This window comes from Synechococcus lacustris str. Tous (assembly GCF_003011125.1).
In the GTDB taxonomy this organism is placed as follows: Bacteria; Cyanobacteriota; Cyanobacteriia; order PCC-6307; family Cyanobiaceae; genus Synechococcus_D; species Synechococcus_D lacustris.
In genome coordinates this window covers 59,297-83,810 of the sequence record NZ_PXVC01000001.1, presented here as the reverse complement: position 1 = coordinate 83,810, position 24,514 = coordinate 59,297, and the positions used below count along the sequence as shown (strand labels likewise).

Genomic DNA, 24,514 nt, shown 5'->3' with positions numbered 1-24,514 from the left:
AAGTCCATGACGGAGCCCAGCGAAGTGAACATCGACGCTCAGCCAGTGGACAGCAGCACAGCTGAAAACTCCAATCCCCTTGGGGATTTAGGCGGTGCCGCCGCTGATTTCAAAGAGCGCTATAGCGACGTGCTCGGCAAGGTAAATAACGCTCTTGATGGCGTTAATTGGGCCCAGATGGGTCGCATCGGTAAATCCGTTGGCATCTTGGTGGCCGTGATCGTGGCCCAGGTGTTGATCAAAGGSGTGCTCGACACCATCAATCTTTTACCTGTGGTGCCAGGGCTGCTGGAGCTTCTCGGTTTAGTGGTGGTGGGTAACTGGAGCTGGGGCAACCTGCGCACCAGCACCAAGCGGGAAGAACTGGTGCAGCGGATCACCAAATTGCGTCAGGAATACTTGGGTTGAATCAATCCCCCTGGGATGTGGTGGTAGTTGGGGCCGGCATTGCTGGCCTCACCGCTGCTGCCCTAGCAGCAAAAGCTGGCTCACGGGTGCTGCTACTTGAAGCCCATAACCAAACTGGTGGTTGCGCCGGCACTTTTAGGCGCGGACCATTCACCTTCGACGTTGGTGCCACCCAAGTTGCTGGCCTTGAACTGGGGGGTAGCCACCAAAGGCTTTTTRGTGAGCTCGGCGTAAAACTTCCCAATGCAGCCCCCCTTGATCCCGGCTGCGTTGTGGATCTAAACGATGGCCAGCGGCCAGTGATGCTCTGGCGTGATCCCAAGCGCTGGCAACTGGAACGCAAACAACAATTCCCTGGCAGTGAAGCCTTTTGGCAGCTTTGCGCTGGGCTGCATCATTGCAACTGGGCTTTTGCTTCCCGCCAACCAATCCTSCCGCCACGCAACGGCTGGGATCTGCTGCAACTGCTGAAGGCCGTTGGCCCCGGCAGCCTGGCAAGTGGGCTTTTTATCGGCAACAGCGTGGCTGATTTGCTCAGGCTTTGCGGTTGCCCCAACAACAACGCCAATCGCAGGCTCTGGCGCTTTTTAGATCTRCAGCTGCGCCTTTATTCGCAAGAGTCTGCTGAGAACACCGCTGCCCTTTATGGCGCAACTGTGCTCAACATGGCCCAGGAGCCCCTGGGGCTCTGGCATCTTGAAGGTTCAATGCAAGCCCTAAGCGCTGGTTTAGAGCAAGCACTCACAAACCAATCGGGTGAGTTGCGCCTCGGCCATCGCGTTGARAAGTTRCGTTTCATTGATGGCACCTGGCAAATCAGCGGTCAAAGCATCGCTAAGCAAAAATTTGAGCTAACGAGCGCCCATGTGGTKTGCAGCCTTCCACCCCAGTGCCTACCAGGGMTGTTGGGGGAGCAGCTGCCTGAGTTCTATGCCAAGCGGCTCGCAAGCTTTGCTGATCCATCAGGTGCTTTGGTGCTTTATGGCGCAGTAGAGCGGCAATGCTTACCGCAGGATTGCCCCGGCCACTTTCAGCTCGATTGGCAACAGCCGGGTTCAGTTTTTGTTTCGATCAGCAGTGATGGTGATGGCCGCGCCCCGAGGGGCAAAGCCACGGTTATCGCCAGTGTGTTTACTCCCGCCAAACAATGGTTTGACCTTGATCCCAGCTCCTATGCCAGCAAAAAACAAGAAGCACAACTGGGCATAGAAGCAGCCCTAGGCCAGTTGCTTGGGATTGGCCCCAATGATTGGATTCAACGCGAACTATCAACCCCCAGGGGTTTTGCCCGCTGGACGGGGCGACCCTATGGATTTGTTGGGGGCTTAGGTCAACGGCCTAGGCATTTTGGTCCATTTGGCCTCGCTAGCCGCACACCCTTAAAGCGTCTTTGGCTATGCGGTGATGGCATCTATCCGGGGGAGGGAACCGCTGGGGTGAGTTTGTCTGCGGAAATGGCAGTGAAACAACTATTGGCTTCTGGGGATTAGCTGTGCTGATTGKTTGAATTCAGAGAAATTCTGGCCGCAGGGCCTGGCCACRGCTCAGATGTTGTTCCAATTGATCCCACTGCTCAGCTTCGATTAATTGGCCTATCAACTTGAGTTCTTGGTTRTATRAATCGAGCGCGGCCATAAGAGCAACCCGATTTGATTGGGCAATTAAACGACCCAACTGGGGGTTGCCTCCACCCACCCTTGTGGTGTCTGCAAAACCACTGGAGGCCAATTGCCGAGCCAGGTGGCCTCCAGTGGCAGCTGATTGCAGCAGAGCTGCCCCAGCTAGCACCGGCAGGTGGGAAATCAAGGCAACTGCTTGATCATGCGCTTTGGCATCGCAATACACAGGCTTYGCCCCAAGGGCTAAGGCCAGGGCTTCCACCAACTCCACGGCYGTGGAATCCTCTTGCCCTGAGGGGCTAATTACCCAGGGGCGCCCCTGGAATAGTCCCGCCACTCCAGCTTCCACCCCTGCCGCTGCCGTGCCCGCCATGGGATGGCTTGGCACRAACCGCGGCAAGCGCGAGGCAAGGGCTGCCGCAACAGGTGCTTTAACCGATCCCATATCGGTAATTACTGCCCCAGGGGGCATGGCCTGCACCAGGGCTTCATTGGGGGTAATCAATTGATCTAAAGGCAGTGCTAACACCACCAGGCCACAGTTTTGCAAATGAACTGCGGAAATATCCACCGCATCTACCAAACCCCTTTCCATGGCCCGGGTAGCAGTTGCTTGGCGATGCACCCAGCCATTCACCACAAAGCCAAGCCCACGTAAATCAAGGGCMAGKGAGCCACCCATCAAACCCAAACCCACCACACCAATGGGTGCGCCAGCAAGGAGAGTTTTTAGCTGCTGCACCGGATCGAGCTTGGTTGCTGTCATTTTTGGCACGGTGCTGAGGGAAAAGAGGCCATAAAAAGGGGTGCGCTTGGGCAGCTTCCTACGATTGCGYTGCTCAAATTGTGTGAATGCTGGAAGCCCAGGCCCACCTTCGCTTAAAGCAACTGCTTAAGCAGGGTGGTGGATCCAGCTGGCCCCATCACCTAACCCTCACCCGTTTGGTGGCACGCAGCCTGAGGCGGGGGGACCACAGCCTATTTCCAGTGAGTGCCACGGTGGATCGCCCCTGGCTGCTGGGCTTGCTCCTACCGGTGTTGATGGCAAACCATCCGGTGCTGTTGGTGGCAAGTGAAGCTTTACAGCGGCGCTTGCTGCAACGGGAACTGATGTTGCTAGCCGAGGTGGGGTTGCGTCGCCCCCTGTGGCAGGGCATCAATCCACCCCATGAACCTGGGTTATGGATGGTTAGCCCAGCTGAATTAGTGCAGATCTGGCGGAGCGGCAATCTTGGCGAATATCAATTGGTCTGCGCTGAAGCAGAGGAATTGGAGGAACTACTGCGCCAAGGGCAAGCAATTCGTTTAACGCCAAAGGATTGGGATCAATTGGGCAGGGCTAAACCGGAGCTAGCTCAAACCTTGTTGGTTTTACATGAACGTTTGAGCCGGCAATTGCTCAATCGCCCCATTGGCCGCAGCCCGAGTGTTGCGATTGCCGCTGAACAGGAAGCACCCTTACGGCTTTTATTGCAAGGGGTGGAGGGGTTGCCTGAACTCTGGCAACACTGGTGCAAAAGCGATTCACAGCAATGGACCAGCTGGGCGATAACCGAACCGCAGCTGCTGCAATGGAGCTTGGAACGCCAACCGCTTAAACCGCTGGAAAGCCTCAATGGTTTGTTGCTGCAGCGGGGGGCAATTTTSGTGGGTTCTTTGATGCCCSATGGCAAAAGACTGCAAGACCTTGGCCTACGCGAACCGGTATTGGTGCCACTCCACACRCCAGAACGGCAAACGGCCATACCYCTCTATGCCCCAAGGCTKCAGGCGCTGCCAAACAGCCCCTTATTTCCAGAGCAACTTTTGAGCCAATGTAGGCGGCTGGTGCTGGGTCAAACAGGGCTTTCGGTGGTTTTAGTAGACGACAATCCCTTGCGGCAATGGCTTACCAGTGCTCTGGCGGCAGAATTTGGCAGGCGGGTAGACCACGAGCAAACAGCACCGGAAAGCAATGGGGTGATCTGCTGTAGCTGGAGCTGGTGGCTAGCCCACCATCAGCAATTGCCTGCACCAGGCCAACTAATCGTGGGATTGCTGCCGATTGCAAGTTTGGAGGATCCCCTCACGGCAGCTCGGGTAAACGACCTACGGCAGCAGGGGAGGGATTGGTTCAGGGAGCTATTACTGCCGGAAGCGATCGAAAAATTACAAAGGGGKCTTGCACCGCTCCGCGTTASGGAAGCCGGGCGGCTGGCGATGCTGGATGGAAGATTGCGGGGYAGGGGTTGGGGCCAAAGGGTATTGGAAGCGCTAGAGCCCTTCGAGCCACTGGAAMGACTATTGCCGTTCTAGTTGCCAGTTGCACTGCCACACTGCAAATAAGCCGATAAAAAAGMATGGGTGAAGCCCGCCGTCGCTCCAGCCARGGATTACCCCCTAGGCAAACCAAAAAGGCTGCGCCTAAAGACGACTCCCCCCGCATTGTGGCCTGGCTACCGCTAACTCAAAACCAAGCCCGTGAGTTTGTAAGCCTCACCAGCAAAGGMGCCTGGGTTGGCATCGGTGCCATGGCATTGCTCTGGATCACCGTACGTTTTATTGGCCCAGCCGCTGGCTGGTGGCAGCTCTCCGATGGYTGAGCCGGTGCCGYTCCCCACACATTGCAAACCCACTAGGTATTTACACTCCCAAAATCAAAAGAAATCATTAGGATGGGGCAACTTCAGGTGTTACCTGTGTTCCTACGTTTATCCGCCCAGTACCAAGACTTAGTAAAAGATCTGGTTCTCAGCCTGAGGGCCCTGGCCGACACCCTTAAAAAAGAAGGTGTTGCCGCCAGCTGCTATTCCTGCGGTGATGACGGCAGCCATGGCGCCTCCTTCGTTGCCGACCTACTTGATGGCCATGCTGTGCGGTTTCTGGTTTCTGATTGCGGAATCAGCTGGATGGAGATGCGCCACGGGGTAGAGCTGGTGAAACTTGAGGGAGCTGAAGCAATCCAAGAACTGGATCGCCTCAGCAAACAYCTGCGCAGCATCCAAAGCAAAAGGCGCTCTGGAAAGCAAGCGCAAATCCCCGCAGCCGCYTCAGCTCGCCTCGGCTAAGGCCGCAGAGCCGCTGGAATCTTCACTAACGCCCCGCTCAGATCCCTCCTTACGTTTTGCTGCAGCCACAGCAAGAGGTTTCATTGAATTAGCGGTTACATCCGCCCCCTCAGTGAGTTTCTGACGGGTTTTAACTTCAATAACTTCTTTGGCTTCAGGGTTTTGCTCAAGCCAAGTGATCGTGTTGTCACGACCCTGGCCAACGTTGTCTCCGTCGTAGCTATACCAAGCACCCTTGCGAATCACCACACCGGTTTCTTCCGCCAAGTCGAGTAGGCAACCCAAGGTGCTGATGCCGCGGCCAAAAAGGATGTCGAACTCAGCGATGCGGAAGGGYGGTGCAACCTTATTTTTTGCCACTTTCACCTTGGCGCGAATTCCATATTCCTCAGTTCCCCGCTTGAGGGTTTGAATCCTTCTGATATCAAGCCGCACGGAGGCGTAAAACTTCAGCGCATTACCACCGGTGGTTGTTTCAGGGTTGCCATAGGCAATGCCGATCTTCTGGCGCAACTGGTTCAGGAAGATCACGGTGCAGCCGGATTTGCCGATGTTGCCGGTGATTTTTCGCATCGCTTGGCTCATCAAACGGGCCTGACTACCTACCGCCAGATCACCCATTTCCCCCTCAATCTCAGCCCTTGGAGTGAGGGCCGCCACGGAATCCACCACCACGATGTCTACGGCAGCGGAACGCACCAGTTGATCAACGATCTCAAGGGCCATTTCGCCAGTGTCTGGCTGGGACACCAACAGATTTTCGATATCCACCCCCAGGGAGGCCGCATACATCGGATCGAGGGCGTGTTCAGCATCCACAAAGGCAGCCACGCCGCCCCGCTTCTGCACCTCGGCAATGGCATGSAGGGTGAGGGTGGTTTTACCGGAACTCTCCGGGCCGTAAACCTCCACAACCCGACCCTTTGGATAGCCGCCACCAAGGGCGAGATCAAGGGTGAGGGCACCAGTGGAAATRGTTTCAACCCGCATGCGGGAAGCATCCCCCAAGCGCATGATCGAACCTTTACCGAAATTGCGCTCGATCTGGTTCAACACAAGCCCTAGGGCTTTCTCTCGCTCCCCGGCGGAAGGTGCACCAGCTTGGAGGGAACCAGCCGTGGGTGAGCTGGCTTGGGATTTCGAATCAGCGGTCATGGGCTACTCAGCAGCAAAGAAAAAGTGGCTAAATCAAGTGAAAACAGATAGCTCCGGAATATCCGGGCATCGTGCAACCACCAGGAGAGAAGTGCCACCCAAGCCGCCCGGTGTATCGATCGGCAGGGGCAGAACTGGTTAGTTCAAATGTATTGTAACAAATCAGGGCCAATCGTCTAGGGGTTTCGCCAGGGTTTCAGGGTTAAGCAGCCCAATCCGTGCCGGTAGGTGGTCTTTGTCTTCAGGCAGCAGGTAGCCCCAGCTCACCAGCAGGCAACTCACTTGCTCCAATYCTGGGGTTTCCAACACCTCCTCGAGGGTGAGGCGGCGATCCTCTAAAAATCTCCAAACGCTCTGCCCCGTTCTCCGTTCAGCCAGCAAGCGCCTTAAAACTGAGGGCTTAGGCCCCTGTTCGCGGCCATAAACGGCAGCCGGCTCCAAGCCATGGGCTTGCAGCAACTCGCGGGTGAATTCAGCACTTTTAGTTGTAAGCACCTGCCAGGGCTCACCATCCTCCTGAAAACGCCACAAGCGCTCCTGCATCCAGGGGTAAACCCGATGCCTAGCCAGCCAACCTTCACGGTTGCTTGCAATCGCCTCTTGCCGCACCTGGTCGAGCAATTGGGTTAGTTGTGCCTGCTTCCAGCCAAGCAAGGCAAGGCTTGCCTGCAGAGCCGAGCTGTAATTGCGCTGAAAATCGGCTTGGGGTAGGGCCTTTCCAGCCACTAAAGCTGCCAGCACMGGCATTTCCCAACCAGCCAAAACCCTCGGGCGCAGGGCTGTAAATAAGGCTGGAATCGCCTCAGGCAGGGGTTCGAGGGAGGGGAGCAAACGCAGGGCGCAGCTCCTGGCGGCCCACCAATATTCCGCCATGCCATCGATCACCACCCCGTCGAAATCGGTGATCAGCACAGGGATCCCCCCAATAAAAAAGTCAGCAAAGGTAACYAAAAACTGGGTCGCTAGGATTCGAACCTAGGAATGGCGGTACCAAAAACCGCTGCCTTACCGCTTGGCGACGACCCATTGGAGCGGAATCAGGCCCATAACTGCCTGACGAGCTCTTATATAGCCATAAAAGGCCACCCAGCGTCAAACCCTTAGCCCAAACAGCCCAGCTATTCAGCTGTCAACTTTGCACCGTGGTGGCGCAACAAGCGCTCTAGGGCCCGTTGCACCTGGGTCAAACTATTGGCCTTGATCACATGGATTGGCACCCCGCCATCGCGGGCCTCTCGCCGCACCTCCGGGTTCAAACCCAATTGCTGCCTGCCGGCTAATACCGCGTCAGCAAGGGGAAGTTCATCGGCCAATTGCACAGGCCAATGGCGACTGCGGGCCGCCTGCAACACCAGCCKCGGGGCAATGCCGCAGCAATAAACCCGCAGGGGTGCAGYTGTTGGCTGCAATGGTTTCAACACTGGCTTTAAAACCGGCTTGGCCGGCCGCAACAGCAGGCGCGGCARSGGCTGCTCCACCCTCAAGCAACCCTTGCTATCCACGCTGCGAATTTCAGGCTGGGCTGCATCACCCCGGAGCAAGCGATCTACGGTGGCGGCCACATCTGCGTGCACCAGCCAGCGGCTGCGGCTATGCATCTCCACCGCGAGGGGAAAAGTGGGGGCAGCAGAGCGCTCTAAAACCGCCTTGCGGCTTCCCCTGCGGCGGGCTTCATCATCCCCAAGCGTTACAGCTTGAATGCCGCCTACCAGGTCGGAAAGGGTTGGATTGCGCAACAAATTTTCTAAGGCGTTGCCATGGGCGGTGGCCACCAGCTGCACCCCCCGTTCCGCRATGCTGCGGGCAGCAAGGGCCTCCTCGGCGGTGCCGATCTCATCGATCACGATCACCTGGGGCATGTGATTTTCCACCGCTTCAATCATTACCCGGTGCTGCCACTGGGGTTTTGCCACCTGCATGCGCCTGGCGCGACCGATGGCCGGATGGGGCACATCGCCGTCGCCGGCGATTTCATTACTGGTATCAATAACAACAACCCGCTTAGCAAATTCATCGGCCAACACCCTGGCAATTTCCCTTAGGGCCGTGGTTTTACCAACCCCTGGCGGCCCCAAAAGCAGCAGTGATTGGGCTGAATCAAGCAGATCCCGCACCATTGCCACGGTTCCTGAAACTGAACGCCCCACCCGGCAGGTGAGGCCGATCACCACACCAGAGCGGTTACGCAAGGCACTGATTCGATGCAAGGTGCCTGCAATGCCAGCCCGGTTGTCACCACCAAAAGCCCCCAGTTGATCGATAACAAATTGAAGATCCTCKCCACTGATTGGCTTTGATCCCAAATCAACGCAACCATTTAGRTAGCGGGCCTCAGCTGTTCTACCCAAATCAAGAACCACCTCCAGYAGGCCCTCCCGCTGGGCTGCCGTTGCCAGATGGGGTTGAAACGAAGGGGGAAGCACCGCCAGAAGGCGATCCAAATCATCGGTAACCCGATGTTCCTTGATCGTTACCGCAATGGACGTTTGGCCAGCTGCTGCGAACACAATTCCAGTTAGGGCCAGATCCCCACTGGTTTTAGCAGGCCCAGAGCTGCTCCAGGGAGCGTTGSGCCTGGGGCCAGAGGTTTGGGCAATTAAGAAGCCGTTGCCCGCCCAGCTCTGCCTCCAGCAAAAAAGGTTGCAATAGGGAGCGGGCACTACCCCCGTAGGCGATGCCAGCAATCCCGCCACGGGCGGGGGTAAGGGGAAGCTCAAGCCGCTGCAAACGCCTGCGGCTATCRGCATTGGTGCCCCCAGCCAGCTGCAGSCAACCCGGTGGCAAAGAGCGGCGCCACCGCTCCAGCAGAGCAAYGGCGCCATGGGCTGTGCCCGCTCCAATATCACCACTCATCGGCCGCCCATCCAATTGCCACAACCAAGGCCAACCGGATTGTTTTAGGTGGCCGTGCAGCTGCCAGAGGTAAGCCGCGTATGGCAACTGGCCAGCTCCAACAAMACCGGCATGGCAACTCACAGCCAAAAGTTTGAGGGGTAAGCCACTGGCCTTTAATCCCGCCAGCAATTGGGCAAAGGCCTCGCCGCGGCCAACGGCGGTGTGCACTTCGATGGCATCGGGTTTCAGCTCCTGCAAAAGTTGCAAAAGTTGGSCRCTATCAAGCTTTATCGCCTGCTCTTKGATCAAATCCAAGGGGCATATCGATAAACAACGGCCGCAGCCATAACAACGTTCAGCAATAACGCCGYAGGCGGCATCTATCGCCCTCGCCGGACAAACRGGGATGCAGGGTTTTGGGCAATCGCTTGGGCATAGCTGGGGATCAAATACGGCTTTACGAAARTGGGGATCAGCGCCGTCGTTGAGGCTGAGCATCAACCAGGGCCGGCGGGGCACTCCCTGGTTGAGGGCCCAATCAATTCCGCGCTTAACGGCAGCCACCACGCCGAAATCAGCAGCCACATCAAGGCAATGGGCGCCTGCCATGGYGGCCAAAGCAGCCTGATCTTCAAGGCCCTGCAGGTCGTGGTTGCTCGCACCACCAATCCACTTAACCCAGCACCCATTGGCTAGGGCTTCTTTGGGATCAAGCCATGGCTCAGCTGATGCCAAGGTCTGCCAGGGGTTGCCAGCGCAAATTGCGGGAACCACCCATTTCGAGCACAAAATGCAAGCGGGGCTCCCTTTCACAAAGGGCCAGCAGGCTGCTGCGCTCCGCCGCCGATAAAACYTGGCCTTCCAGCAACCAAATCAACACGGGGTTGGGCCCTGAAAGGGCTGGGCCCAGTTGGGGCATCACCATTTGRACCTCCCCCACAGCAGCTTCTTTACCAACCCTTTGATGGCCCAGGTGGGGAGGGCGGATGCCATGGAGACCAAGCAAAAACACCTCTGGATCGCCCAAGCCCCGCACGGAACTCAGYTCGGTGTGATARCCGCAGGCCCGCATGCGCCTCAGCAATCTGGTTTCAGCACCACCTTCCAATGGGGCATATAAGGCCAATGCTTTGGATCGCTCCAGATCTCGGCGGAAAGTGCGGCCGCTGAGCAGCAGGGGCATGGGGGGCACCAGCAATTGAACAGAGTGTGGCAGGGATGGGGGCTAACTCCCATGGGTTAGGATATTTGCTTGCGCATTTGATGTTGCGCCCGAGCGCTAGCCGGGCCTCCAATTTCAATGCTAGGAGCCATCAGAGTTGATGGCCTCCTTTTGGCCAGTGCAGGTTCTGAGTTTTCAGAATTTGCCGGGAAACTTGCACCGGAATTCCTCCCYTAAGGGAAATCGCGGTGATCAGTCTCAGCCACCCCTGTCCTGAAACTTTTTCAGATTCAGACAGATCCCTGCCGGCTTCAACGGTTTTCCGTTGGGGGCTGGCTATTACAGCTGGCGTGTTTCACCTCCCATGTCTATCGGCATTCTTGGGAAGAAATTGGGCATGTCCCAGTTCTTCGACAACGAAGGCAAATCCATTCCGGTCACTTTGATCGAAGCGGGTCCCTGCCGCATCACCCAAGTCAAAACCCCAGCCAACGACGGTTACACCGCTGTTCAAATTGGTTTTGGCGACATCCGCGAAAAACTCGTAAACCGTCCTGCCCAGGGTCACCTGAGCAAATCCGGTAGCGAGCCCCTGCGCCACCTCAAGGAATACCGCGTCGATTCCATCGATGGGGTTGAACTTGGCGGCGATCTCACAGTTGAAGCCTTCAGTCCTGGACAGAAGGTAGATGTGAGTGGCGACACCATGGGCCGTGGTTTTTCCGGATTGCAAAAACGCCATGGCTTTAGTCGTGGACCCATGACCCAYGGTTCAAAAAACCACCGGGAACCTGGATCCATCGGCGCCGGCACCACCCCTGGCCGGGTTTACCCCGGTAAGCGKATGGCTGGTCGCTACGGCGGCACCAAAACCACCGTTAAGGGTTTGGTTGTGCTGAAGGTTGATACCGAACGCAACCTCTTGGTGGTGAAGGGCTCAGTTCCGGGTAAGCCGGGAGCCCTGTTGAGCATCCAACCCGCCAAGCGGGTTGGCTCCAAGGCCGCATCGTGAGGGAGGGAACCATGGTTAATTGTGTAATTCGCGACTGGCAGGGCAAGGAAGCCGGAAAAGCTTCCCTGGATCTAGCCGTTGCCAAAGAAAGCTCCGCCGCCAACATCGTTCATCGCGCAGTGGTGCGGCAGCTGGCCAATGCCCGTCAAGGCACCGCCAGTTCCCTCACCAGGGCCGAAGTGCGTGGTGGTGGCCGCAAGCCCTACAAGCAAAAAGGCACTGGTCGAGCCCGTCAGGGTTCGATCCGCACCCCCCTGAGGCCAGGTGGTGGTGTGATTTTCGGCCCTAAGCCCCGCTCCTACGAGCTGTCMATGAACCGCAAGGAGCGGCGCYTAGCGCTGCGCACYGCGCTCATGAGCCGCAGCGCCGACCTAGTGGTGGTGAAAGCCTTCGGCAGCGAACTGGCAAAACCCCGCACCAAAGATGTGGTGGCTGCCCTCGAGCGCTGGGGAGTTCCCCAGGGCACGAAGGTGTTGCTGGTGGTAGCCGAACTGGCCAGCAGCGTGAAGTTGTCCGTGCGCAATCTGCCCACGGTGAAACTTATCGCTGCTGATCAACTAAACGTTTTTGATCTCCTCAATGCCCAAAAGCTTGTGGTGAGCGAAGACGCCCTTGTGAAGATCCAAGAGGTGTATGGCAATGGCTGAACGTTTTAGCGATCGCCTGGCGGACGTAATCCGTCGGCCCCTGATTACCGAGAAGGCCACCCGCGCCCTCGAGCTAAATCAGTACACCTTCGAAGTAGACCCCAGGGCCGCCAAGCCCGACATCAAGGCCGCAGTTGAACATCTCTTCTCGGTCAAGGTAATTGGGGTTAGCACCATGAATCCACCGCGCCGCACCAGGCGGGTGGGTCGCTTCTCCGGTCGCCGCGCCCAGGTCAAAAAGGCCGTGGTGAGGTTGGCCGAGGGCAGCAGCATCCAGCTTTTCCCTGAGTCGTAAGGAGCGCTAACCATGGGAATCCGTAGCTATCGCCCCTATACCCCCGGCACTCGCACCCGGGTGGTTAGCGATTTCAGTGAAATAACCCGGCGCAAGCCGGAACGCAGCCTGGTGGTGGCAAAACACCGCCGCAAGGGCCGCAACAACCGCGGTGTGATCACTTGCCGTCACCGCGGCGGTGGCCACAAACGCCTCTATCGAATCGTTGATTTCCGCCGCAATAAGCACGGTGTTGTGGGTCGGGTGGCCGCCATCCAATACGACCCCCATCGCAATGCTCGCCTCGCCCTCCTCTATTACACGGATGGTGAAAAGCGCTACATCCTCCACCCCGCTGGAGTGGTGGTGGGTCAGGAGGTTGTTTCCGGTCCCGATTCACCGATAGAGGTGGGCAATGCCCTTCCCCTATCTGCCATCCCCCTTGGTTCAAGCGTCCACAATGTGGAGCTATATGCCGGCAGGGGTGGCCAAATGGTGCGCACCGCCGGGGCCAGCGCTCAGGTGATGGCAAAAGAGGGGGATTATGTCGCCCTCAAATTGCCCTCCACTGAGGTAAGGCTTGTGCGCCGCGAGTGCTACGCCACTTTGGGCGAAGTAGGTAACGCCGAAATCCGCAACACCAGCCTGGGCAAGGCAGGTCGCAAACGTTGGCTGGGTCGCCGGCCCGAGGTTCGCGGCAGTGTGATGAATCCCTGCGACCACCCCCACGGTGGTGGTGAGGGACGCGCCCCCATTGGTCGCTCTGGTCCTGTTACCCCTTGGGGTAAACCCGCCCTGGGCTACAAAACCCGGAAGCGCAACAAGCCCAGCAACCAATACGTTCTCCGCAAGCGTCGCCGCATCTCCAAGCGGAGCCGTGGCGGACGGGATTCTTGATGACTTACCTCTGCCCGCTGATCGCTTAAACCGCCATGGGACGTTCACTAAAAAAAGGACCATTTGTTGCCGACAGCCTTCTCCGCAAAGTGGAGAAGAACAACACTGCCGGAGAAAAGCCTGTGATCAAAACCTGGTCACGAGCTTCAACAATCCTGCCGATGATGATCGGCCACACCATTGCCGTTCACAACGGCAAAACCCATGTGCCGGTCTACGTGACCGAGCAAATGGTTGGCCACAAACTGGGGGAATTCGCCCCCACGCGCTCCTTCCGGGGCCACATCAAGGACAAGAAAGGAGCACGTTGAGATGGCCAAAACAATCCTCACCCCAAACCAAGCCCTTGCCCACGCCCGCTACGTGCGGGGTTCCGTGTCCAAGGTCCGCCGTGTGCTCGATCAAATTCGGGGTCGGAGCTACCGCGACGCCCTGATCATGCTCGAGTTCATGCCCTACCGCTCCACCGGACCCATAACCAAGGTGCTGCGGTCTGCGGTGGCCAATGCCGAGCACAACCTCGGCATCGACCCCGGCAGCCTGGTCATTTCGATGGCCAGCGCCGACATGGGACCTTCCATGAAGCGCTTTCGGCCCCGCGCCCAAGGGCGGGCCTACGCGATTAAGAAACCCACCTGTCACATCTCCATTGGTGTGACTCCCCAAGACGCCTAAAGACCGATGGGACACAAAATCAACCCGACCGGCCTGCGCCTGGGGATCACCCAGGAACATCGCTCCCGCTGGTACGCACCCGCCCGCACCTACCCCACCTTGCTCAAGGAAGACGAGCAGATTCGTCTGTTCGTTAACAAGAAGTACGCAGCTGCTGGCATCAGCAGTGTGCTCATCGCCCGCAAGGCAGACCAGCTTGAGGTGGAACTAAAAACCGCCCGCCCTGGTGTGTTGGTGGGTAGGCAAGGCAGCGGCATCGAAGAGCTTCGTGCCGGAATCCAAAAAACCATCGGAGATACCACCCGTCAGGTGCGCATCAACGTGGTTGAGGTGGAACGGGTAGACGCGGATTCATTCCTGTTGGCTGAATACATCGCCCAACAGTTRGAAAAACGTGTGGCCTTTCGCCGCGTAATWCGCATGGCCGTYCAACGGGCCCAGCGGGCAGGAGTGCTTGGTTTGAAAATTCAGGTGAGTGGGCGCCTAAATGGTGCCGAAATCGCCAGAACGGAATGGACCCGCGAGGGCCGTGTTCCCCTTCACACCCTGCGGGCAGACATTGATTACGCCACCAAAGTGGCCAGCACCACCTATGGGGTGTTGGGCATCAAGGTTTGGATTTTCAAAGGTGAAGTTCTGCCAGGGCAAAAGGAGCAGCCCCCTGTGGGAGCCGCTCCCCGTCGCCGCACCAGTCGGCGRCCCCAAGATTTCGAAGATCGCTCTAACGAGGAGTGAGGGAGTCCTAAACCATGCTTAGTCCACGTCGCGTCAAATTCCGCAAACAACAGCGAGGTCGCATGCGCGGCATCGCCACCAGAGGCAACACCATTGCCTTTGGTTCGTTTGCCCTCCAAGCCCAGGAATGCGGTTGGGTTACCGCTCGGCAGATCGAAGCCAGCCGCCGTGCCATGAGCCGCTWAACCAAGCGGGGAGGAAAAATCTGGATTCGGATCTTCCCAGACAAACCCGTCACCATGCGGGCTGCGGAAACCCGGATGGGCTCCGGCAAGGGCAACCCAGAATTCTGGGTTGCAGTTGTTAAGCCAGGTCGAATTCTCTTTGAGATGGGTGGCCCTGAAATCAACGAAGCCTTGGCTAAACAAGCCATGCGTCTCGCCCAATACAAATTGCCGGTGAAAACCAAATTCATCGTCAAAGCGGAAGAGGAGGCCACCACGGAGGCCGCCGCTGAACCCATCGCAGTGGAGTCTTAAACCATGGCCCTACCCGAAATCGCCAACCTGCGCAGCCTCAGCGACGGCGAAATTTCAGAACAGATCAGCGGCACCCGAAGGGAAYTGTTTGATCTGCGTTTCCAGCAGGCCACCAGCCGTCTGGAAAACCCCCACCGTTTCCGCCATGCCCGCCTCAAGCTGGCCCAGCTACTAACGGTGCAAAAGGAGCGCTCCAGCTCCATTGCCGCCCTCTGACCCCCTAAAAACCATGGCACTCAAAGAAAGGGTCGGCACCGTCGTTAGCGACAAGATGGACAAAACGGTGGTGGTGGCGGTGGAAAACCGTTTTCCCCATCCCATCTACAAAAAGACGGTTAGCCGCACCACCAGATACAAGGCTCACGATGAGGAGAACCGTTGCCAAATCGGCGACAAAGTCCGCATCACCGAAACTCGCCCCCTCAGTCGCACCAAGCGCTGGACGGTGGCCGAGATCATGACCACCCTCCTAGGGGCCCGCTGAGCTAAAACCCATGATTCAGCAAGAAACCTATCTAAACGTTGCCGACAACAGCGGCGCCAAAAGGATCCAATGCATCCGTGTATTGGGAACCAATCGGCGTTATGCCCACGTTGGTGATGTGATTGTTGCCGCCGTTAAAGACGCCATGCCCAACATGGGCGTGAAAAAGTCTGATGTGGTTAAGGCAGTAGTGGTGCGCACAAAGCACACCCTGCGCCGGGATACCGGCAATTCGATTCGCTTCGACGACAACGCCGCAGTGATTATCAATGCCGACAACAACCCAAAGGGCACGAGGGTTTTTGGCCCCGTGGCTAGGGAATTAAGGGAACGCAATTTCACCAAAATTGTTTCCCTTGCTCCGGAGGTGATCTGAAATGGCCGCCTCCACCCCCACCCGGATCAAGATGAAGATCCGCAAGGGCGACACCGTTCAGGTGATCACCGGCAAAGACAAGGGTAAAACCGGCGAAGTAATTCGCACTTTCCCCTGGGAGAACCGTGTTCTTGTTCAAGGGGTAAACCTAAGAACCAAACATGTGAAACCCACCCAAGARGGTGAATCCGGCCGAATTCTCACCGAAGAAACATCCCTGCATGCTTCCAACGTGATGGTTTATTCCACCTCTAAACAGGTGGCCAGCCGCGTGGAACTCGTTGTCGATAAAGACGGCAACAAAAAGCGCAGGCTCAAGAAAACTGGGGAATTTCTTGATTGAGGCCCCAGCCTCCGCCCACCAGTTAAAGCCCCCCTTCTGGCTCTGACCCAGTCCAGAGTCATCACCAAAACCCCGCCATGTCTCTCAAAACTCGCTACCGGGAAGCGATCCAGCCAAAGCTGCTCAAGGATCTCAACTTTTCCAATATCCACCAGGTTCCCAAAGTGGTGAAAATCACTGTGAACCGTGGATTAGGTGAAGCGGCAACAAATGCCAAGGCCCTTGAAGCATCCCTAACTGAAATCGCCACTATCACCGGCCAAAAGCCGATGGTTACCCGCGCCAAGAAAGCGATCGCCACTTTCAAAATTCGCGCTGGCATGCCGATTGGCATCGCTGTAACCCTCAGGGGCGACAGGATGTATGCGTTTTTAGAGCGCTTGATCAATCTGGCCTTGCCACGGATCCGCGATTTTCGCGGCGTAAGTGAAAAGAGTTTTGATGGCAGGGGTAACTACACCCTTGGAGTTCGGGAACAGATCATCTTTCCTGAAATCTCCTTCGACAAAATCGACGCCATCCGGGGCATGGACATAACCATCGTGACCAGCGCCCGTAACGACGAAGAAGGCCGCGCCCTTCTCCGCGAGATGGGGATGCCGTTCCGCAGCAACTGATCGCCCTCGTTCCGGAAACCGCTATGGCCAACCACGACCCAATTTCAGAYATGCTCACTCGCATTCGTAATGCCTGTGAGAAACGTCACCCAACCACCCGCATTCCTTCCTCTCGGATGTGCCGCAGCATCGCCAAGGTGCTGCAGCAGGAGGGCTTCATCTCCGAAATCGCCGAGGAGGGCGAAGGGGTGAGCAAGGAGCTTGTGCTCTCCCTCAAATACAGCGGCAAGCAACGCCAGCCCTCAATCCGCTCAGTGCAGCGGGTGAGCAAGCCAGGTTTGCGCATCTATAGCAATCGCCGCGAGCTTCCCAAAGTATTGGGGGGCCTGGGGGTTGCAATTATCTCAACCTCGAAAGGGGTAATGAGCGACCGCACCGCCCGTAAAGAAGGCGTGGGCGGTGAAGTGCTCTGCTACGTGTACTGATCGGAGAACAAACCATGTCACGCATAGGAAAAAATCCGATCCCCCTCCCCGACAAGGTGTCTGTGGAGATCAATGGCCTCGCCGTAAAGGTGAAGGGTCCCAAAGGTGAATTGAACCGWGTGTTACCTGAGGGTGTAGTTGTCACCCAAGCGGAAAACATTCTCACCGTGGCCGCCCTAGATGGCACMCGCCGTTCGAGGGAGCGTCACGGYCTTTGCCGCACTCTSGTGGCAAATATGGTTGAAGGTGTATCGAAAGGATTCACCCGCAAATTAGAAATTATYGGGGTTGGCTATCGCGCTGCTGTAAAAGGCACAACCCTTGTTGTTAACGCTGGCTATAGCCACCAGGTGGAAATTGAACCTCCCACCGGGGTAACTTTTGCGGTGGAAAACAACACTCAGGTGATGGTTTCCGGGGCAGATAAGGAGATTGTGGGCAATGAAGCCGCCAAGGTTCGCGCCATCCGACCACCGGAGCCCTACAAAGGCAAAGGGATCAAATACGAAGGCGAACGCATCCTTCGTAAGGCCGGAAAGACCGGCAAGAAATAAAGCCGCTCTCCTGTACTTCCAATTCCTGCCATGTCTTCCACTTCCCGCAAACAGCAAACCCAACGCCGCCACCGGCGGCTCCGTCGCCATCTCGAGGGCACACCGGATCGTCCACGGCTTGCTGTTTATCGATCCAACGAGCACATATATGCTCAAGTGATAGATGACGCCGCCCAGCACACCTTGGCGGCTGCTTCCAGCCTCGATAAAGACCTGCGCACTGGTTTACCCAGTGGCTCCAACTGTGATGCTTCCATCGCCGTTGGCCAGCTGGTTGCCAAGCGTGCCCTTGCCAAAGGCATCCAACAGGTGGTCTTCGACCGCGGCGGCAACCTGTACCACGGTCGGGTGAAAGCCCTTGCCGAAGCTGCCCGGGAAGCGGGCCTTAAGTTCTGATCCTGCGAAAACATGACTGAATCCAACGACCAGATCCAGGCCCAGGACATTCCCGGCGCCGCTGATGTTCCCGCCGCTGCCGATGGGCAGGGCGATCGCCGTGGCGGCCGCCAAGGTGGTGGCGGTGAGCGCCGCGGCCGCGGGGAGAGGCGCGGCAACCGCAGAGATCAAGAACGCGATTCCGAGTGGCAGGAACGGGTTGTTCAAATCCGCCGCGTTTCTAAAACCGTTAAAGGCGGTAAAAAAATGAGCTTCCGGGCCATCGTTGTAGTTGGCAACGAAAAGGGCCAAGTGGGCGTTGGCGTTGGCAAAGCCGGTGATGTGATTGGTGCCGTTAAGAAAGGCGTTGCCGATGGCAAAAAGCATCTGGTTAAGGTGCCCCTCACCCGTCACAACTCCATACCCACCATGGGAACTGGTTGTGATGGTGCAGCCAGCGTGTTGATGCGTCCCGCAGCCCCTGGTACCGGAGTAATTGCAGGCGGATCAATCCGCACAGTGTTGGAATTGGCTGGGGTTAAGAACGTTCTTGCTAAGCGCCTAGGCAGCAAAACGCCGCTCAACAATGCCCGGGCAACCATGGTGGCCCTTCGCGGGTTGCGCACCCAYCAAGACACCGCCAAAGAGCGCGGTATTCCCCTAGAGCAGATCTACTCCTAACCCCATAGCCATGTCCCTAACTCTTCAAACCCTCCAGCCACAAAAAGGCTCCCGCCGCCGCAAATTGCGCAAAGGTCGCGGCATCGCCGCCGGCCAAGGCGCCAGCTGTGGTTTTGGCATGCGCGGTCAAAAATCCAGATCCGGTCGCCCCACCAGGCCMGGATTTGAAGGKGGGCAAATGCCCCTTTATCGCCGGGTGCCAAAGCTCAAGCATTTCACCCTGGTTAACCCCACCTTTTTCACAGTGCTCAATGTGGGCAAGTTGGCCCAGTTAAAAGCCGGTACGGTTGTTACTCGCGAGTCTTTAGAGGAAGCCGGGATCCTCACCAGTCCTAAGCATCCCCTTAAGGTGCTTGGCAACGGTGAACTAAAGGTAAAACTCACCGTTCGGGCTGCCGCTTTCACCGCCACCGCCCGGGAAAAGATCGAAGCCGCTGGCGGTAGTTGCGAACTGATCGACTAATTGATTATTCACCTCCTGCGTCCACCGATCCATGGTTGTTAGTAGGGGTCGCACCCCAAGCGCTGGGGAAGTAATCACCCAGTTGATTCAAGCCAAAAGTTTGAGGGATCGTGTTCTCACAACCCTTGGTCTTTTGGTGTTAGTGAGGCTTGGCATCTATATCCCAATGCCAGGGATTGATCGTGTGGCCTTTCAGCAATTCATCCAGCAGGGTGGCCAGCTGATTGGTTTCCTCGACATCTTTACCGGTGGTGGTATTTCATCTTTAGGGATTTTTGCCCTAGGCATTCTGCCTTTCATCAACGCCTCGATCATCCTGCAGTTGCTTACTGCATCCCTACCCAGCCTTGAAGATCTCCAAAARAATGAAGGTGAGGCTGGCCGGCGCAAAATYGCCCAAATCACCCGWTACGTAGCCCTTGGCTGGGGCATTTTGCAAAGCGTGGTTTTTGCTTTGATACTGCGGCCCTATGCCGTGGAATCGGTTTCACCAACCGTATTTGTGGTGCAAACAGCCCTTGCCCTGGTTACGGGTTCAATGGTGGTGATGTGGATCTCAGAGGTAATTACCGAACGGGGCATTGGCCAAGGCGCCTCCCTGGTGATCTTTCTAAACATCGTTGCCACTTTGCCCAAGGCCCTCGGTTCAACCGTTGAGCTGGCTCAAAGCGGAGATCGAGGCACGATCGCTGGCATTCTTGTACTGGTAGTTATTTTCATAATTACGATTTTAGGGATTGTTTCTGTTCAAGAGGGCAGCAGACGCATACCCATAGTTAGTGCGAAACGCCAGGTTGGTAGCGGTGCAATGTTGCCGGAAAGGCAAAGCTACCTACCCCTGAAATTAAATGCCGGTGGAGTGATGCCAATCATCTTTGCCTCTGCCGTGATATTTCTACCCCTAACCGTGGCAAATCTCACAAAAAGTGAATTGCTTATCAAGGTTGCTGGCTACCTAAATCCAAACAGCAGTACCCCATGGGTATATGCATTGGTGTTTTTTGGCCTGATTTGCGGCTTTTCCTTCTTCTACGCCACCCTCACCCTTAATCCCCAAGACATCGCTACGAACCTAAAAAAAGGTGGTGTAGCGGTGCCTGGTGTGCGGCCTGGCACTGCCACTGCCAAGTTTCTTAGTGGGGTTCAAAACAGGCTCACCCTGCTTGGTGGCCTATTCCTCGGKGCCGTAGCAATTATTCCCGCMGCCGTTGAGGGGGCCACAAATGTAAAAACYTTCCAGGGGCTTGGGGCCACATCCCTGTTAATCCTTGTGGGTGTTGCTATCGACACGGCTAARCAGGTGCAAACCTATGTGATTTCCCAGCGTTACGAAGGGATGGTGCGCCAATGAGTTTTCGCTTGCTTTTTCTTGGTCCCCCCGGAGCGGGCAAAGGAACCCAGGCCCAACTGCTCGCCTCAAACCACCAACTGCTCCATCTATCCACCGGTGATCTGCTGCGGGCGGAAGTTAAAGCTGCAAGCCCCTTGGGCCTTGAGGCTGAAGCGGTCATGAATCGGGGTGAGTTGGTGAGCGATGCCTTAGTGCTTGCAATAGTGCGCAGCCGGCTCAGCAACCACGAGGGGGGATGGTTACTTGATGGATTCCCMCGCAATCTGCCCCAAGCGGAAGCATTAGATCAACTGCTAACTGAATTAAATCAACCGCTCCACAAGGTGTTGTTGATGGAATTAAACGATGATGAATTAGTGGAGCGTTTATTAGCCCGTGGCAGGGCCGACGACAACGAAACRGTGATTCGGCATCGATTGCAGGTTTATCGCGAGCAAACCGCCCCACTAATTGATTACTACCAAGCCCGCGGCCAATTGCATGCCGTGCCGAGCACCGGTAGCATTGAAACAGTTGGCAGGGCAGTAGAAGAAGCCCTCAAGGCCGCGTGATARGATCTTTGTTTGTGAATAGGAGAGCACACCAATGAAGGTGCGCGCCTCAGTGAAGCGCATGTGCGACAAATGCCGGGTGATTCGTCGCCACGGTCGGGTCATGGTGATCTGCACCAACCCAAAGCACAAGCAGCGCCAGGGTTAACCCCCTCCCCTAGGTCTAAGGCCTAGGGCCCGCCTCAAATTCATCACTCTCTACAACATTTCCCCAGTGGCTCGGATTATCGGCGTAGATATCCCCCGCGACAAGCGGGTGGAGATCTCCCTCACTTACATCTATGGCGTGGGTCTTACTAGGGCCCAAAAGATCCTTGCCTTGAGTGGCGTTAATCCGGATACCCGGGTTAAGGATCTGAGCGATAGCGATGTCCAGAAACTGAGGGTGGCAGCCGAAACCTTCACCCTTGAGGGTGACCTTCGCCGCCAAGAGGGCATGGCGATGAAGCGCCTCCAAGACATCGGTTGCCTGCGTGGTCGTCGTCACCGCATGGGTCTGCCTGTTCGCGGTCAACGCACCCGCACCAATGCCCGCACCCGCCGTGGTGCCCGCAAAACCGTGGCCGGCAAGAAGAAGTAATTCTTCCTGTTTGTTTGCTGCTGTTTTCACCAGTTCTGCCGCTTGGRAAAGGTTTTTCCTTGCGTCACCAGAACTTCCACTGTTCTTTGATCACCTTCCTGCACCAGCAGGCCCACCACCATGGCAAAGCCAGCCAAAAAAACAGGCCCTAAAAAGGCCAAACGCAAYGTCCCTAATGGCGTTGCCCACATTCAAAGCACSTTCAATAACACGATCGTGTCGATCACAGACACGGCCGGGGAAGTGATTTCCTGGTCGTCTGCAGGGGCTAGCGGCTTTAAAGGGGCCCGCAAAGGCACTCCCTTTGCTGCCCAAACCGCCGCTGAAGCCGCTGGTCGCCGTGCCCTCGAGCAGGGCATGCGTCAAATCGAAGTATTGGTTCGTGGCCCTGGCTCAGGTAGGGAAACGGCCATCCGGGCCCTTCAGGTGGCTGGGCTCGAAATCACCTTGATTCGCGACGTAACCCCCTTACCCCATAACGGCTGTCGCCGAGCCAAGCGCCGSCGCGTTTGATCGCTTCAGTTTTGCTTTAACCGCCCTTCGCCCTTTAGATCTTCCGGCCGTGTTGCAGTTCCAAATTGACCGCGTCGACTACCAGATCGGCGAAGACCGCTCCCAAACCGGAGTGTTCGTAATCGGCCCCCTCGATCGGGGCCAAGCCACCACCCTTGGCAATTCCCTGCGCAGGGAATTGATGAGTGGTTTAGAGGGCACCGCCGTTACTGCAGTGCGCATCAGTGGTGTTAACCACGAATACGCCACGGTTCCTGGCGTTCGCGAAGATGTTCTCGACATCCTTTTGAACTGCAAGGAGCTAATCCTYAACAGCCGTAGCCGCGATACCGAAATCGGCCGCTTGGTGATGAACGGCCCCGCCCTTGTAACTGCTGCTGATCTGCAGTTCTCTTCCCAGGTTTCGGTAGTAGATAACCAAAGGCCAATCGCCACCATCGCCGAAGGCCATAGCCTCGAGCTGGAAATCCACGTGGAGCGTGGCGTGGGCTACCGCCCCGTGGAGCGCGGCTGCGAAGACACCGCCTCCCTTGATCTTCTCCAGATCGATGCGGTGTTCATGCCCGTTCGCCGGGTSAACTACACAGTGGATGAAACCGCTGTGGGTGAAGGCGGTTCCGCCCGGGAAAGGCTGCGGCTTGAGATTCAAACCAATGGCTCGATCACCCCAGACGACGCCATGGCCCAAGCAGCAAACCAGCTGATCACCCTGTTCCAACCGCTGGCCACCCTYTCCATGGTGGAAGAACCAGGCGTGGAACCTGAACCAACAGCTGAAAGTCAAATTCCGCTCGAGGAACTCAATCTTTCAGTGCGGGCCTACAACTGCCTCAAGCGAGCCCAGGTGAACTCTGTTTCAGATTTAATGGGCTTTAGCTATGAAGATCTCCTAGAGATCAAAAACTTCGGCTCCAAATCGGCAGACGAAGTTATTGAAGCCCTGGAGCGCATTGGCATCTCCCTCCCCCAAAGCCGCACCCCTGCCTAAATCCACCCATAATTTCYTCTCACCATGCGCCACCAATGTCGCGTCCCCATGCTGGGACGCCCCGCCGACCAACGCAAAGCCCTGCTTAGGGGCCTCACCACCCAATTGATCAGGGAGGGTCGCGTTACCACAACCAAAGCTCGCGCCAAGGCCCTGCGGGATGAAGCCGAACGCATGATCACCCTTGCTAAAGATGGCAGCCTTGCCTCTCGCCGTAGGGCCATGGGCTACATCTACGACAAGCARTTGGTGCATGCCCTATTTGATAAGGCAGCCGACCGTTATGGCGACCGTAAGGGCGGCTACACCCGCATAATCCGCACCGTGCCCCGCCGTGGTGACAACGCTGTGATGGCCATTATCGAATTGGTTTGAGCCAACGCATTGCCCTTTGTGTGCAATACGACGGCAGCCATTTTTGTGGCTGGCAAAGGCAGGATGGCAAACCCACCGTGCAAGCCAGCCTTGAGCAAGCAATCAATAACCTTGATCCTCTGCCAGGGGAATTGGAGCCCACCGGCCGCAGCTTTGCCGCTGGCCGCACCGATGCCGGTGTTCATGCCGCTGGCCAGGTGGTTCATTTCGATTGCCATGGCCCCATACCTGCCGATCGCTGGGCCGCTGCCTTAAATGGTCGCCTACCCGCCAGCATTCGTGTGAGTGCTGCAGTGGTGGTRGACACCCCTTGGCATGCCTGTTTCTCAGCCAGCTACCGGCGCTACCGCTACACCATTTTAAATAGCAGGCGCCCCAACCTGTTTCTGKCCCCCTTCAGTTGGCATCGCTACCAATGGCAACTGGAAGCRGAACCGATGGCCAGGGCCTTAAACGAACTTGTTGGCACCCACGACTTTGCAGCCTTTCAAAAAGCCGGCAGCTCCAGGAGCCATAGCCGCACCACCGTAGARGAGGTGGATYTACAACGGGAGGGTGACATTCTCAGCATCGAAATCCAAGCCACAGGCTTTTTATATGGAATGGTTCGGTTACTGATGGGTCAATTGGTGGCGGTTGGTGAGGGTCGCCTCAGCGAAGCCTGCTTTCGCAAGCGCTGGCAGGAATGCCAACGCCAGGAAGTGAAGGAAGCCGCTCCCCCCCAAGGGCTTTGCCTTCTTAGGGTTGGTTACCCGCAGCCAATATTTCCCTTAGCTGCGTGGTAYGATTGTCTACCGCGGTATCGGCTGGAGACTTCCGAACCGCCGCCTGTTGCCAGGCTCAACTCAAGCTCCTTATCCACCAGATCCTGCATAGCAGGGCAAACCCCGTGA

37 protein-coding genes and 1 tRNA gene are annotated in these 24,514 nt (G+C 56.9%); 31 read left to right on the top strand and 7 right to left on the bottom strand.

What is annotated here, in order from left to right:
* Nucleotides 1-6 precede the first annotated feature (6 nt).
* Together C7K08_RS00485 and crtD are read left to right on the top strand one after the other, a co-directional pair.
* A complete protein-coding gene (locus C7K08_RS00485) occupies nucleotides 7-408 on the top strand; it encodes a CAAD domain-containing protein (RefSeq protein ID WP_106498689.1) in 402 nt (133 codons plus the stop codon).
* Nucleotides 405-1,898, top strand: a complete 1,494-nt coding sequence (crtD, locus tag C7K08_RS00480) for a C-3',4' desaturase CrtD (RefSeq protein ID WP_241536932.1) — start codon at nucleotides 405-407, stop codon at nucleotides 1,896-1,898. The genes C7K08_RS00485 and crtD overlap by 4 nt, the downstream gene beginning before the upstream one ends.
* A gap of 19 nt (nucleotides 1,899-1,917) precedes the next feature.
* Here the strand turns inward: crtD and C7K08_RS00475 are convergent, their stop codons facing one another.
* Complete coding sequence (locus tag C7K08_RS00475) at nucleotides 1,918-2,793, bottom strand: prephenate/arogenate dehydrogenase (RefSeq protein ID WP_106498688.1); 876 nt, start codon at nucleotides 2,791-2,793, stop codon at nucleotides 1,918-1,920.
* Between the two features lie 86 nt (nucleotides 2,794-2,879).
* Between C7K08_RS00475 and C7K08_RS00470 the strand changes: the two genes are divergently transcribed.
* The 3 genes from C7K08_RS00470 to C7K08_RS00460 all read left to right on the top strand — a co-directional run bounded on the left by C7K08_RS00470 (nucleotide 2,880) and on the right by C7K08_RS00460 (nucleotide 5,074).
* Nucleotides 2,880-4,322 carry a helicase gene (locus tag C7K08_RS00470; RefSeq protein WP_106498687.1) on the top strand — a complete coding sequence of 481 codons (1,443 nt, stop codon included), beginning with the start codon at nucleotides 2,880-2,882 and terminating at the stop codon, nucleotides 4,320-4,322.
* A 44-nt stretch (nucleotides 4,323-4,366) separates the two neighbouring features.
* A complete protein-coding gene (locus C7K08_RS00465) occupies nucleotides 4,367-4,609 on the top strand; it encodes a DUF2839 domain-containing protein (RefSeq protein ID WP_106498686.1) in 243 nt (80 codons plus the stop codon).
* Between the two features lie 96 nt (nucleotides 4,610-4,705).
* On the top strand, nucleotides 4,706-5,074 hold the full coding sequence (locus C7K08_RS00460) for a DUF1815 family protein (RefSeq protein WP_106498738.1): 369 nt from the start codon (nucleotides 4,706-4,708) through the stop codon (nucleotides 5,072-5,074).
* Here C7K08_RS00460 and recA read toward each other — a convergent pair.
* The 6 genes from recA to ndhN all read right to left on the bottom strand — a co-directional run bounded on the left by recA (nucleotide 5,057) and on the right by ndhN (nucleotide 10,247).
* Nucleotides 5,057-6,229, bottom strand: coding sequence for a recombinase RecA (recA, locus tag C7K08_RS00455; protein WP_106498685.1), 1,173 nt, complete (start codon nucleotides 6,227-6,229; stop codon nucleotides 5,057-5,059). The two genes, C7K08_RS00460 and recA, sit on opposite strands and share 18 nt — an antisense overlap.
* Nucleotides 6,230-6,391: 162 nt before the next feature.
* Complete coding sequence (locus C7K08_RS00450) at nucleotides 6,392-7,141, bottom strand: HAD family hydrolase (RefSeq protein WP_241536931.1); 750 nt, start codon at nucleotides 7,139-7,141, stop codon at nucleotides 6,392-6,394.
* A 42-nt stretch (nucleotides 7,142-7,183) separates the two neighbouring features.
* Nucleotides 7,184-7,255, bottom strand: a tRNA-Gln gene (locus C7K08_RS00445).
* Nucleotides 7,256-7,347: 92 nt separating this feature from the next.
* Complete coding sequence (locus C7K08_RS00440) at nucleotides 7,348-8,697, bottom strand: AAA family ATPase (RefSeq protein WP_106498737.1); 1,350 nt, start codon at nucleotides 8,695-8,697, stop codon at nucleotides 7,348-7,350.
* A gap of 70 nt (nucleotides 8,698-8,767) precedes the next feature.
* Nucleotides 8,768-9,838 (bottom strand): Light dependent period protein LdpA domain-containing protein, encoded by a 1,071-nt coding sequence (locus C7K08_RS00435; protein WP_241536930.1) that lies wholly within the window; start codon nucleotides 9,836-9,838, stop codon nucleotides 8,768-8,770.
* On the bottom strand, nucleotides 9,786-10,247 hold the full coding sequence (gene ndhN / locus C7K08_RS00430) for an NAD(P)H-quinone oxidoreductase subunit N (RefSeq protein ID WP_106498682.1): 462 nt from the start codon (nucleotides 10,245-10,247) through the stop codon (nucleotides 9,786-9,788). The genes C7K08_RS00435 and ndhN overlap by 53 nt, the downstream gene beginning before the upstream one ends.
* Before the next feature lie 343 nt (nucleotides 10,248-10,590).
* Between ndhN and rplC the strand changes: the two genes are divergently transcribed.
* The 26 genes from rplC to truA all read left to right on the top strand — a co-directional run bounded on the left by rplC (nucleotide 10,591) and on the right by truA (nucleotide 24,514).
* A complete protein-coding gene (rplC, locus tag C7K08_RS00425; protein WP_106498681.1) occupies nucleotides 10,591-11,238 on the top strand; it encodes a 50S ribosomal protein L3 in 648 nt (215 codons plus the stop codon).
* Nucleotides 11,239-11,249: 11 nt separating this feature from the next.
* Complete coding sequence (gene rplD, locus C7K08_RS00420; RefSeq protein ID WP_106498680.1) at nucleotides 11,250-11,885, top strand: 50S ribosomal protein L4; 636 nt, start codon at nucleotides 11,250-11,252, stop codon at nucleotides 11,883-11,885.
* Nucleotides 11,878-12,180 (top strand): 50S ribosomal protein L23, encoded by a 303-nt coding sequence (locus C7K08_RS00415; protein ID WP_106498679.1) that lies wholly within the window; start codon nucleotides 11,878-11,880, stop codon nucleotides 12,178-12,180. The genes rplD and C7K08_RS00415 overlap by 8 nt, the downstream gene beginning before the upstream one ends.
* Nucleotides 12,181-12,192: 12 nt before the next feature.
* Complete coding sequence (gene rplB, locus C7K08_RS00410) at nucleotides 12,193-13,056, top strand: 50S ribosomal protein L2 (protein ID WP_106498678.1); 864 nt, start codon at nucleotides 12,193-12,195, stop codon at nucleotides 13,054-13,056.
* A 35-nt stretch (nucleotides 13,057-13,091) separates the two neighbouring features.
* Nucleotides 13,092-13,367, top strand: coding sequence for a 30S ribosomal protein S19 (gene rpsS / locus C7K08_RS00405; RefSeq protein ID WP_106498677.1), 276 nt, complete (start codon nucleotides 13,092-13,094; stop codon nucleotides 13,365-13,367).
* Between the two features lies 1 nt (nucleotide 13,368).
* The gene (gene rplV / locus C7K08_RS00400) at nucleotides 13,369-13,731 is read left to right on the top strand and encodes a 50S ribosomal protein L22 (protein ID WP_106498676.1); all 363 of its coding nucleotides are present in this window, start codon (nucleotides 13,369-13,371) and stop codon (nucleotides 13,729-13,731) included.
* 6 nt (nucleotides 13,732-13,737) lie between these two features.
* Complete coding sequence (gene rpsC / locus C7K08_RS00395) at nucleotides 13,738-14,466, top strand: 30S ribosomal protein S3 (protein WP_106498675.1); 729 nt, start codon at nucleotides 13,738-13,740, stop codon at nucleotides 14,464-14,466.
* 14 nt (nucleotides 14,467-14,480) lie between these two features.
* A complete protein-coding gene (rplP, locus tag C7K08_RS00390; protein ID WP_106498674.1) occupies nucleotides 14,481-14,945 on the top strand; it encodes a 50S ribosomal protein L16 in 465 nt (154 codons plus the stop codon).
* Between the two features lie 3 nt (nucleotides 14,946-14,948).
* Nucleotides 14,949-15,161, top strand: coding sequence for a 50S ribosomal protein L29 (rpmC, locus tag C7K08_RS00385; protein ID WP_106498673.1), 213 nt, complete (start codon nucleotides 14,949-14,951; stop codon nucleotides 15,159-15,161).
* Between the two features lie 13 nt (nucleotides 15,162-15,174).
* The gene (gene rpsQ, locus C7K08_RS00380) at nucleotides 15,175-15,429 is read left to right on the top strand and encodes a 30S ribosomal protein S17 (RefSeq protein ID WP_106498736.1); all 255 of its coding nucleotides are present in this window, start codon (nucleotides 15,175-15,177) and stop codon (nucleotides 15,427-15,429) included.
* A gap of 10 nt (nucleotides 15,430-15,439) precedes the next feature.
* Nucleotides 15,440-15,805: a 50S ribosomal protein L14 gene (gene rplN / locus C7K08_RS00375; RefSeq protein ID WP_106498672.1), complete on the top strand. Its 366-nt coding sequence runs from the start codon at nucleotides 15,440-15,442 to the stop codon at nucleotides 15,803-15,805.
* 31 nt (nucleotides 15,806-15,836) lie between these two features.
* Nucleotides 15,837-16,148 carry a 50S ribosomal protein L24 gene (rplX, locus tag C7K08_RS00370; RefSeq protein WP_193464796.1) on the top strand — a complete coding sequence of 104 codons (312 nt, stop codon included), beginning with the start codon at nucleotides 15,837-15,839 and terminating at the stop codon, nucleotides 16,146-16,148.
* 77 nt (nucleotides 16,149-16,225) lie between these two features.
* The gene (gene rplE / locus C7K08_RS00365; RefSeq protein ID WP_106498670.1) at nucleotides 16,226-16,765 is read left to right on the top strand and encodes a 50S ribosomal protein L5; all 540 of its coding nucleotides are present in this window, start codon (nucleotides 16,226-16,228) and stop codon (nucleotides 16,763-16,765) included.
* A 23-nt stretch (nucleotides 16,766-16,788) separates the two neighbouring features.
* A complete protein-coding gene (gene rpsH, locus C7K08_RS00360) occupies nucleotides 16,789-17,190 on the top strand; it encodes a 30S ribosomal protein S8 (protein WP_106498669.1) in 402 nt (133 codons plus the stop codon).
* A gap of 14 nt (nucleotides 17,191-17,204) precedes the next feature.
* Nucleotides 17,205-17,744: a 50S ribosomal protein L6 gene (gene rplF, locus C7K08_RS00355; RefSeq protein ID WP_106498668.1), complete on the top strand. Its 540-nt coding sequence runs from the start codon at nucleotides 17,205-17,207 to the stop codon at nucleotides 17,742-17,744.
* Between the two features lie 30 nt (nucleotides 17,745-17,774).
* The gene (gene rplR / locus C7K08_RS00350; RefSeq protein ID WP_106498667.1) at nucleotides 17,775-18,140 is read left to right on the top strand and encodes a 50S ribosomal protein L18; all 366 of its coding nucleotides are present in this window, start codon (nucleotides 17,775-17,777) and stop codon (nucleotides 18,138-18,140) included.
* Between the two features lie 12 nt (nucleotides 18,141-18,152).
* On the top strand, nucleotides 18,153-18,800 hold the full coding sequence (gene rpsE / locus C7K08_RS00345) for a 30S ribosomal protein S5 (RefSeq protein WP_106498666.1): 648 nt from the start codon (nucleotides 18,153-18,155) through the stop codon (nucleotides 18,798-18,800).
* Between the two features lie 10 nt (nucleotides 18,801-18,810).
* A complete protein-coding gene (rplO, locus tag C7K08_RS00340) occupies nucleotides 18,811-19,263 on the top strand; it encodes a 50S ribosomal protein L15 (protein ID WP_106498665.1) in 453 nt (150 codons plus the stop codon).
* A gap of 31 nt (nucleotides 19,264-19,294) precedes the next feature.
* A complete protein-coding gene (secY, locus tag C7K08_RS00335; protein ID WP_106498664.1) occupies nucleotides 19,295-20,614 on the top strand; it encodes a preprotein translocase subunit SecY in 1,320 nt (439 codons plus the stop codon).
* Nucleotides 20,611-21,165, top strand: a complete 555-nt coding sequence (locus C7K08_RS00330; RefSeq protein ID WP_106498663.1) for an adenylate kinase — start codon at nucleotides 20,611-20,613, stop codon at nucleotides 21,163-21,165. Before secY ends, C7K08_RS00330 begins: the two co-directional genes overlap by 4 nt.
* 34 nt (nucleotides 21,166-21,199) lie before the next feature.
* Nucleotides 21,200-21,313, top strand: a complete 114-nt coding sequence (gene rpmJ, locus C7K08_RS00325) for a 50S ribosomal protein L36 (protein WP_048018126.1) — start codon at nucleotides 21,200-21,202, stop codon at nucleotides 21,311-21,313.
* A 66-nt stretch (nucleotides 21,314-21,379) separates the two neighbouring features.
* Complete coding sequence (rpsM, locus tag C7K08_RS00320; RefSeq protein WP_106498662.1) at nucleotides 21,380-21,745, top strand: 30S ribosomal protein S13; 366 nt, start codon at nucleotides 21,380-21,382, stop codon at nucleotides 21,743-21,745.
* Nucleotides 21,746-21,865: 120 nt separating this feature from the next.
* Nucleotides 21,866-22,258 (top strand): 30S ribosomal protein S11, encoded by a 393-nt coding sequence (rpsK, locus tag C7K08_RS00315; RefSeq protein WP_106498661.1) that lies wholly within the window; start codon nucleotides 21,866-21,868, stop codon nucleotides 22,256-22,258.
* A gap of 49 nt (nucleotides 22,259-22,307) precedes the next feature.
* Complete coding sequence (locus C7K08_RS00310) at nucleotides 22,308-23,246, top strand: DNA-directed RNA polymerase subunit alpha (RefSeq protein ID WP_106498660.1); 939 nt, start codon at nucleotides 22,308-22,310, stop codon at nucleotides 23,244-23,246.
* Nucleotides 23,247-23,270: 24 nt separating this feature from the next.
* Entirely contained in the window at nucleotides 23,271-23,621 is a 351-nt protein-coding gene (gene rplQ / locus C7K08_RS00305; protein WP_106498659.1) for a 50S ribosomal protein L17, read from the top strand.
* Nucleotides 23,618-24,514: a tRNA pseudouridine(38-40) synthase TruA gene (truA, locus tag C7K08_RS00300; RefSeq protein WP_106498658.1), complete on the top strand. Its 897-nt coding sequence runs from the start codon at nucleotides 23,618-23,620 to the stop codon at nucleotides 24,512-24,514. Before rplQ ends, truA begins: the two co-directional genes overlap by 4 nt.

Excerpts from the sequence above, each read along its gene's own strand:
- rpsQ (WP_106498736.1), top strand. The coding sequence starts at position 15,175 with ATGGCACTCAAAGAAAGGGTCGGCACCGTCGTTAGCGACAAGATGGAC.
- rplV (WP_106498676.1), top strand. The coding sequence starts at position 13,369 with ATGGCCAAAACAATCCTCACCCCAAACCAAGCCCTTGCCCACGCCCGC.
- rpsS (WP_106498677.1), top strand. The coding sequence starts at position 13,092 with ATGGGACGTTCACTAAAAAAAGGACCATTTGTTGCCGACAGCCTTCTC.
- rpmJ (WP_048018126.1), top strand. The coding sequence starts at position 21,200 with ATGAAGGTGCGCGCCTCAGTGAAGCGCATGTGCGACAAATGCCGGGTG.
- rplE (WP_106498670.1), top strand. The coding sequence starts at position 16,226 with ATGTCTCTCAAAACTCGCTACCGGGAAGCGATCCAGCCAAAGCTGCTC.
- C7K08_RS00415 (WP_106498679.1), top strand. The coding sequence starts at position 11,878 with ATGGCTGAACGTTTTAGCGATCGCCTGGCGGACGTAATCCGTCGGCCC.
- rplN (WP_106498672.1), top strand. The coding sequence starts at position 15,440 with ATGATTCAGCAAGAAACCTATCTAAACGTTGCCGACAACAGCGGCGCC.
- rplB (WP_106498678.1), top strand. The coding sequence starts at position 12,193 with ATGGGAATCCGTAGCTATCGCCCCTATACCCCCGGCACTCGCACCCGG.
- rplR (WP_106498667.1), top strand. The coding sequence starts at position 17,775 with ATGTCTTCCACTTCCCGCAAACAGCAAACCCAACGCCGCCACCGGCGG.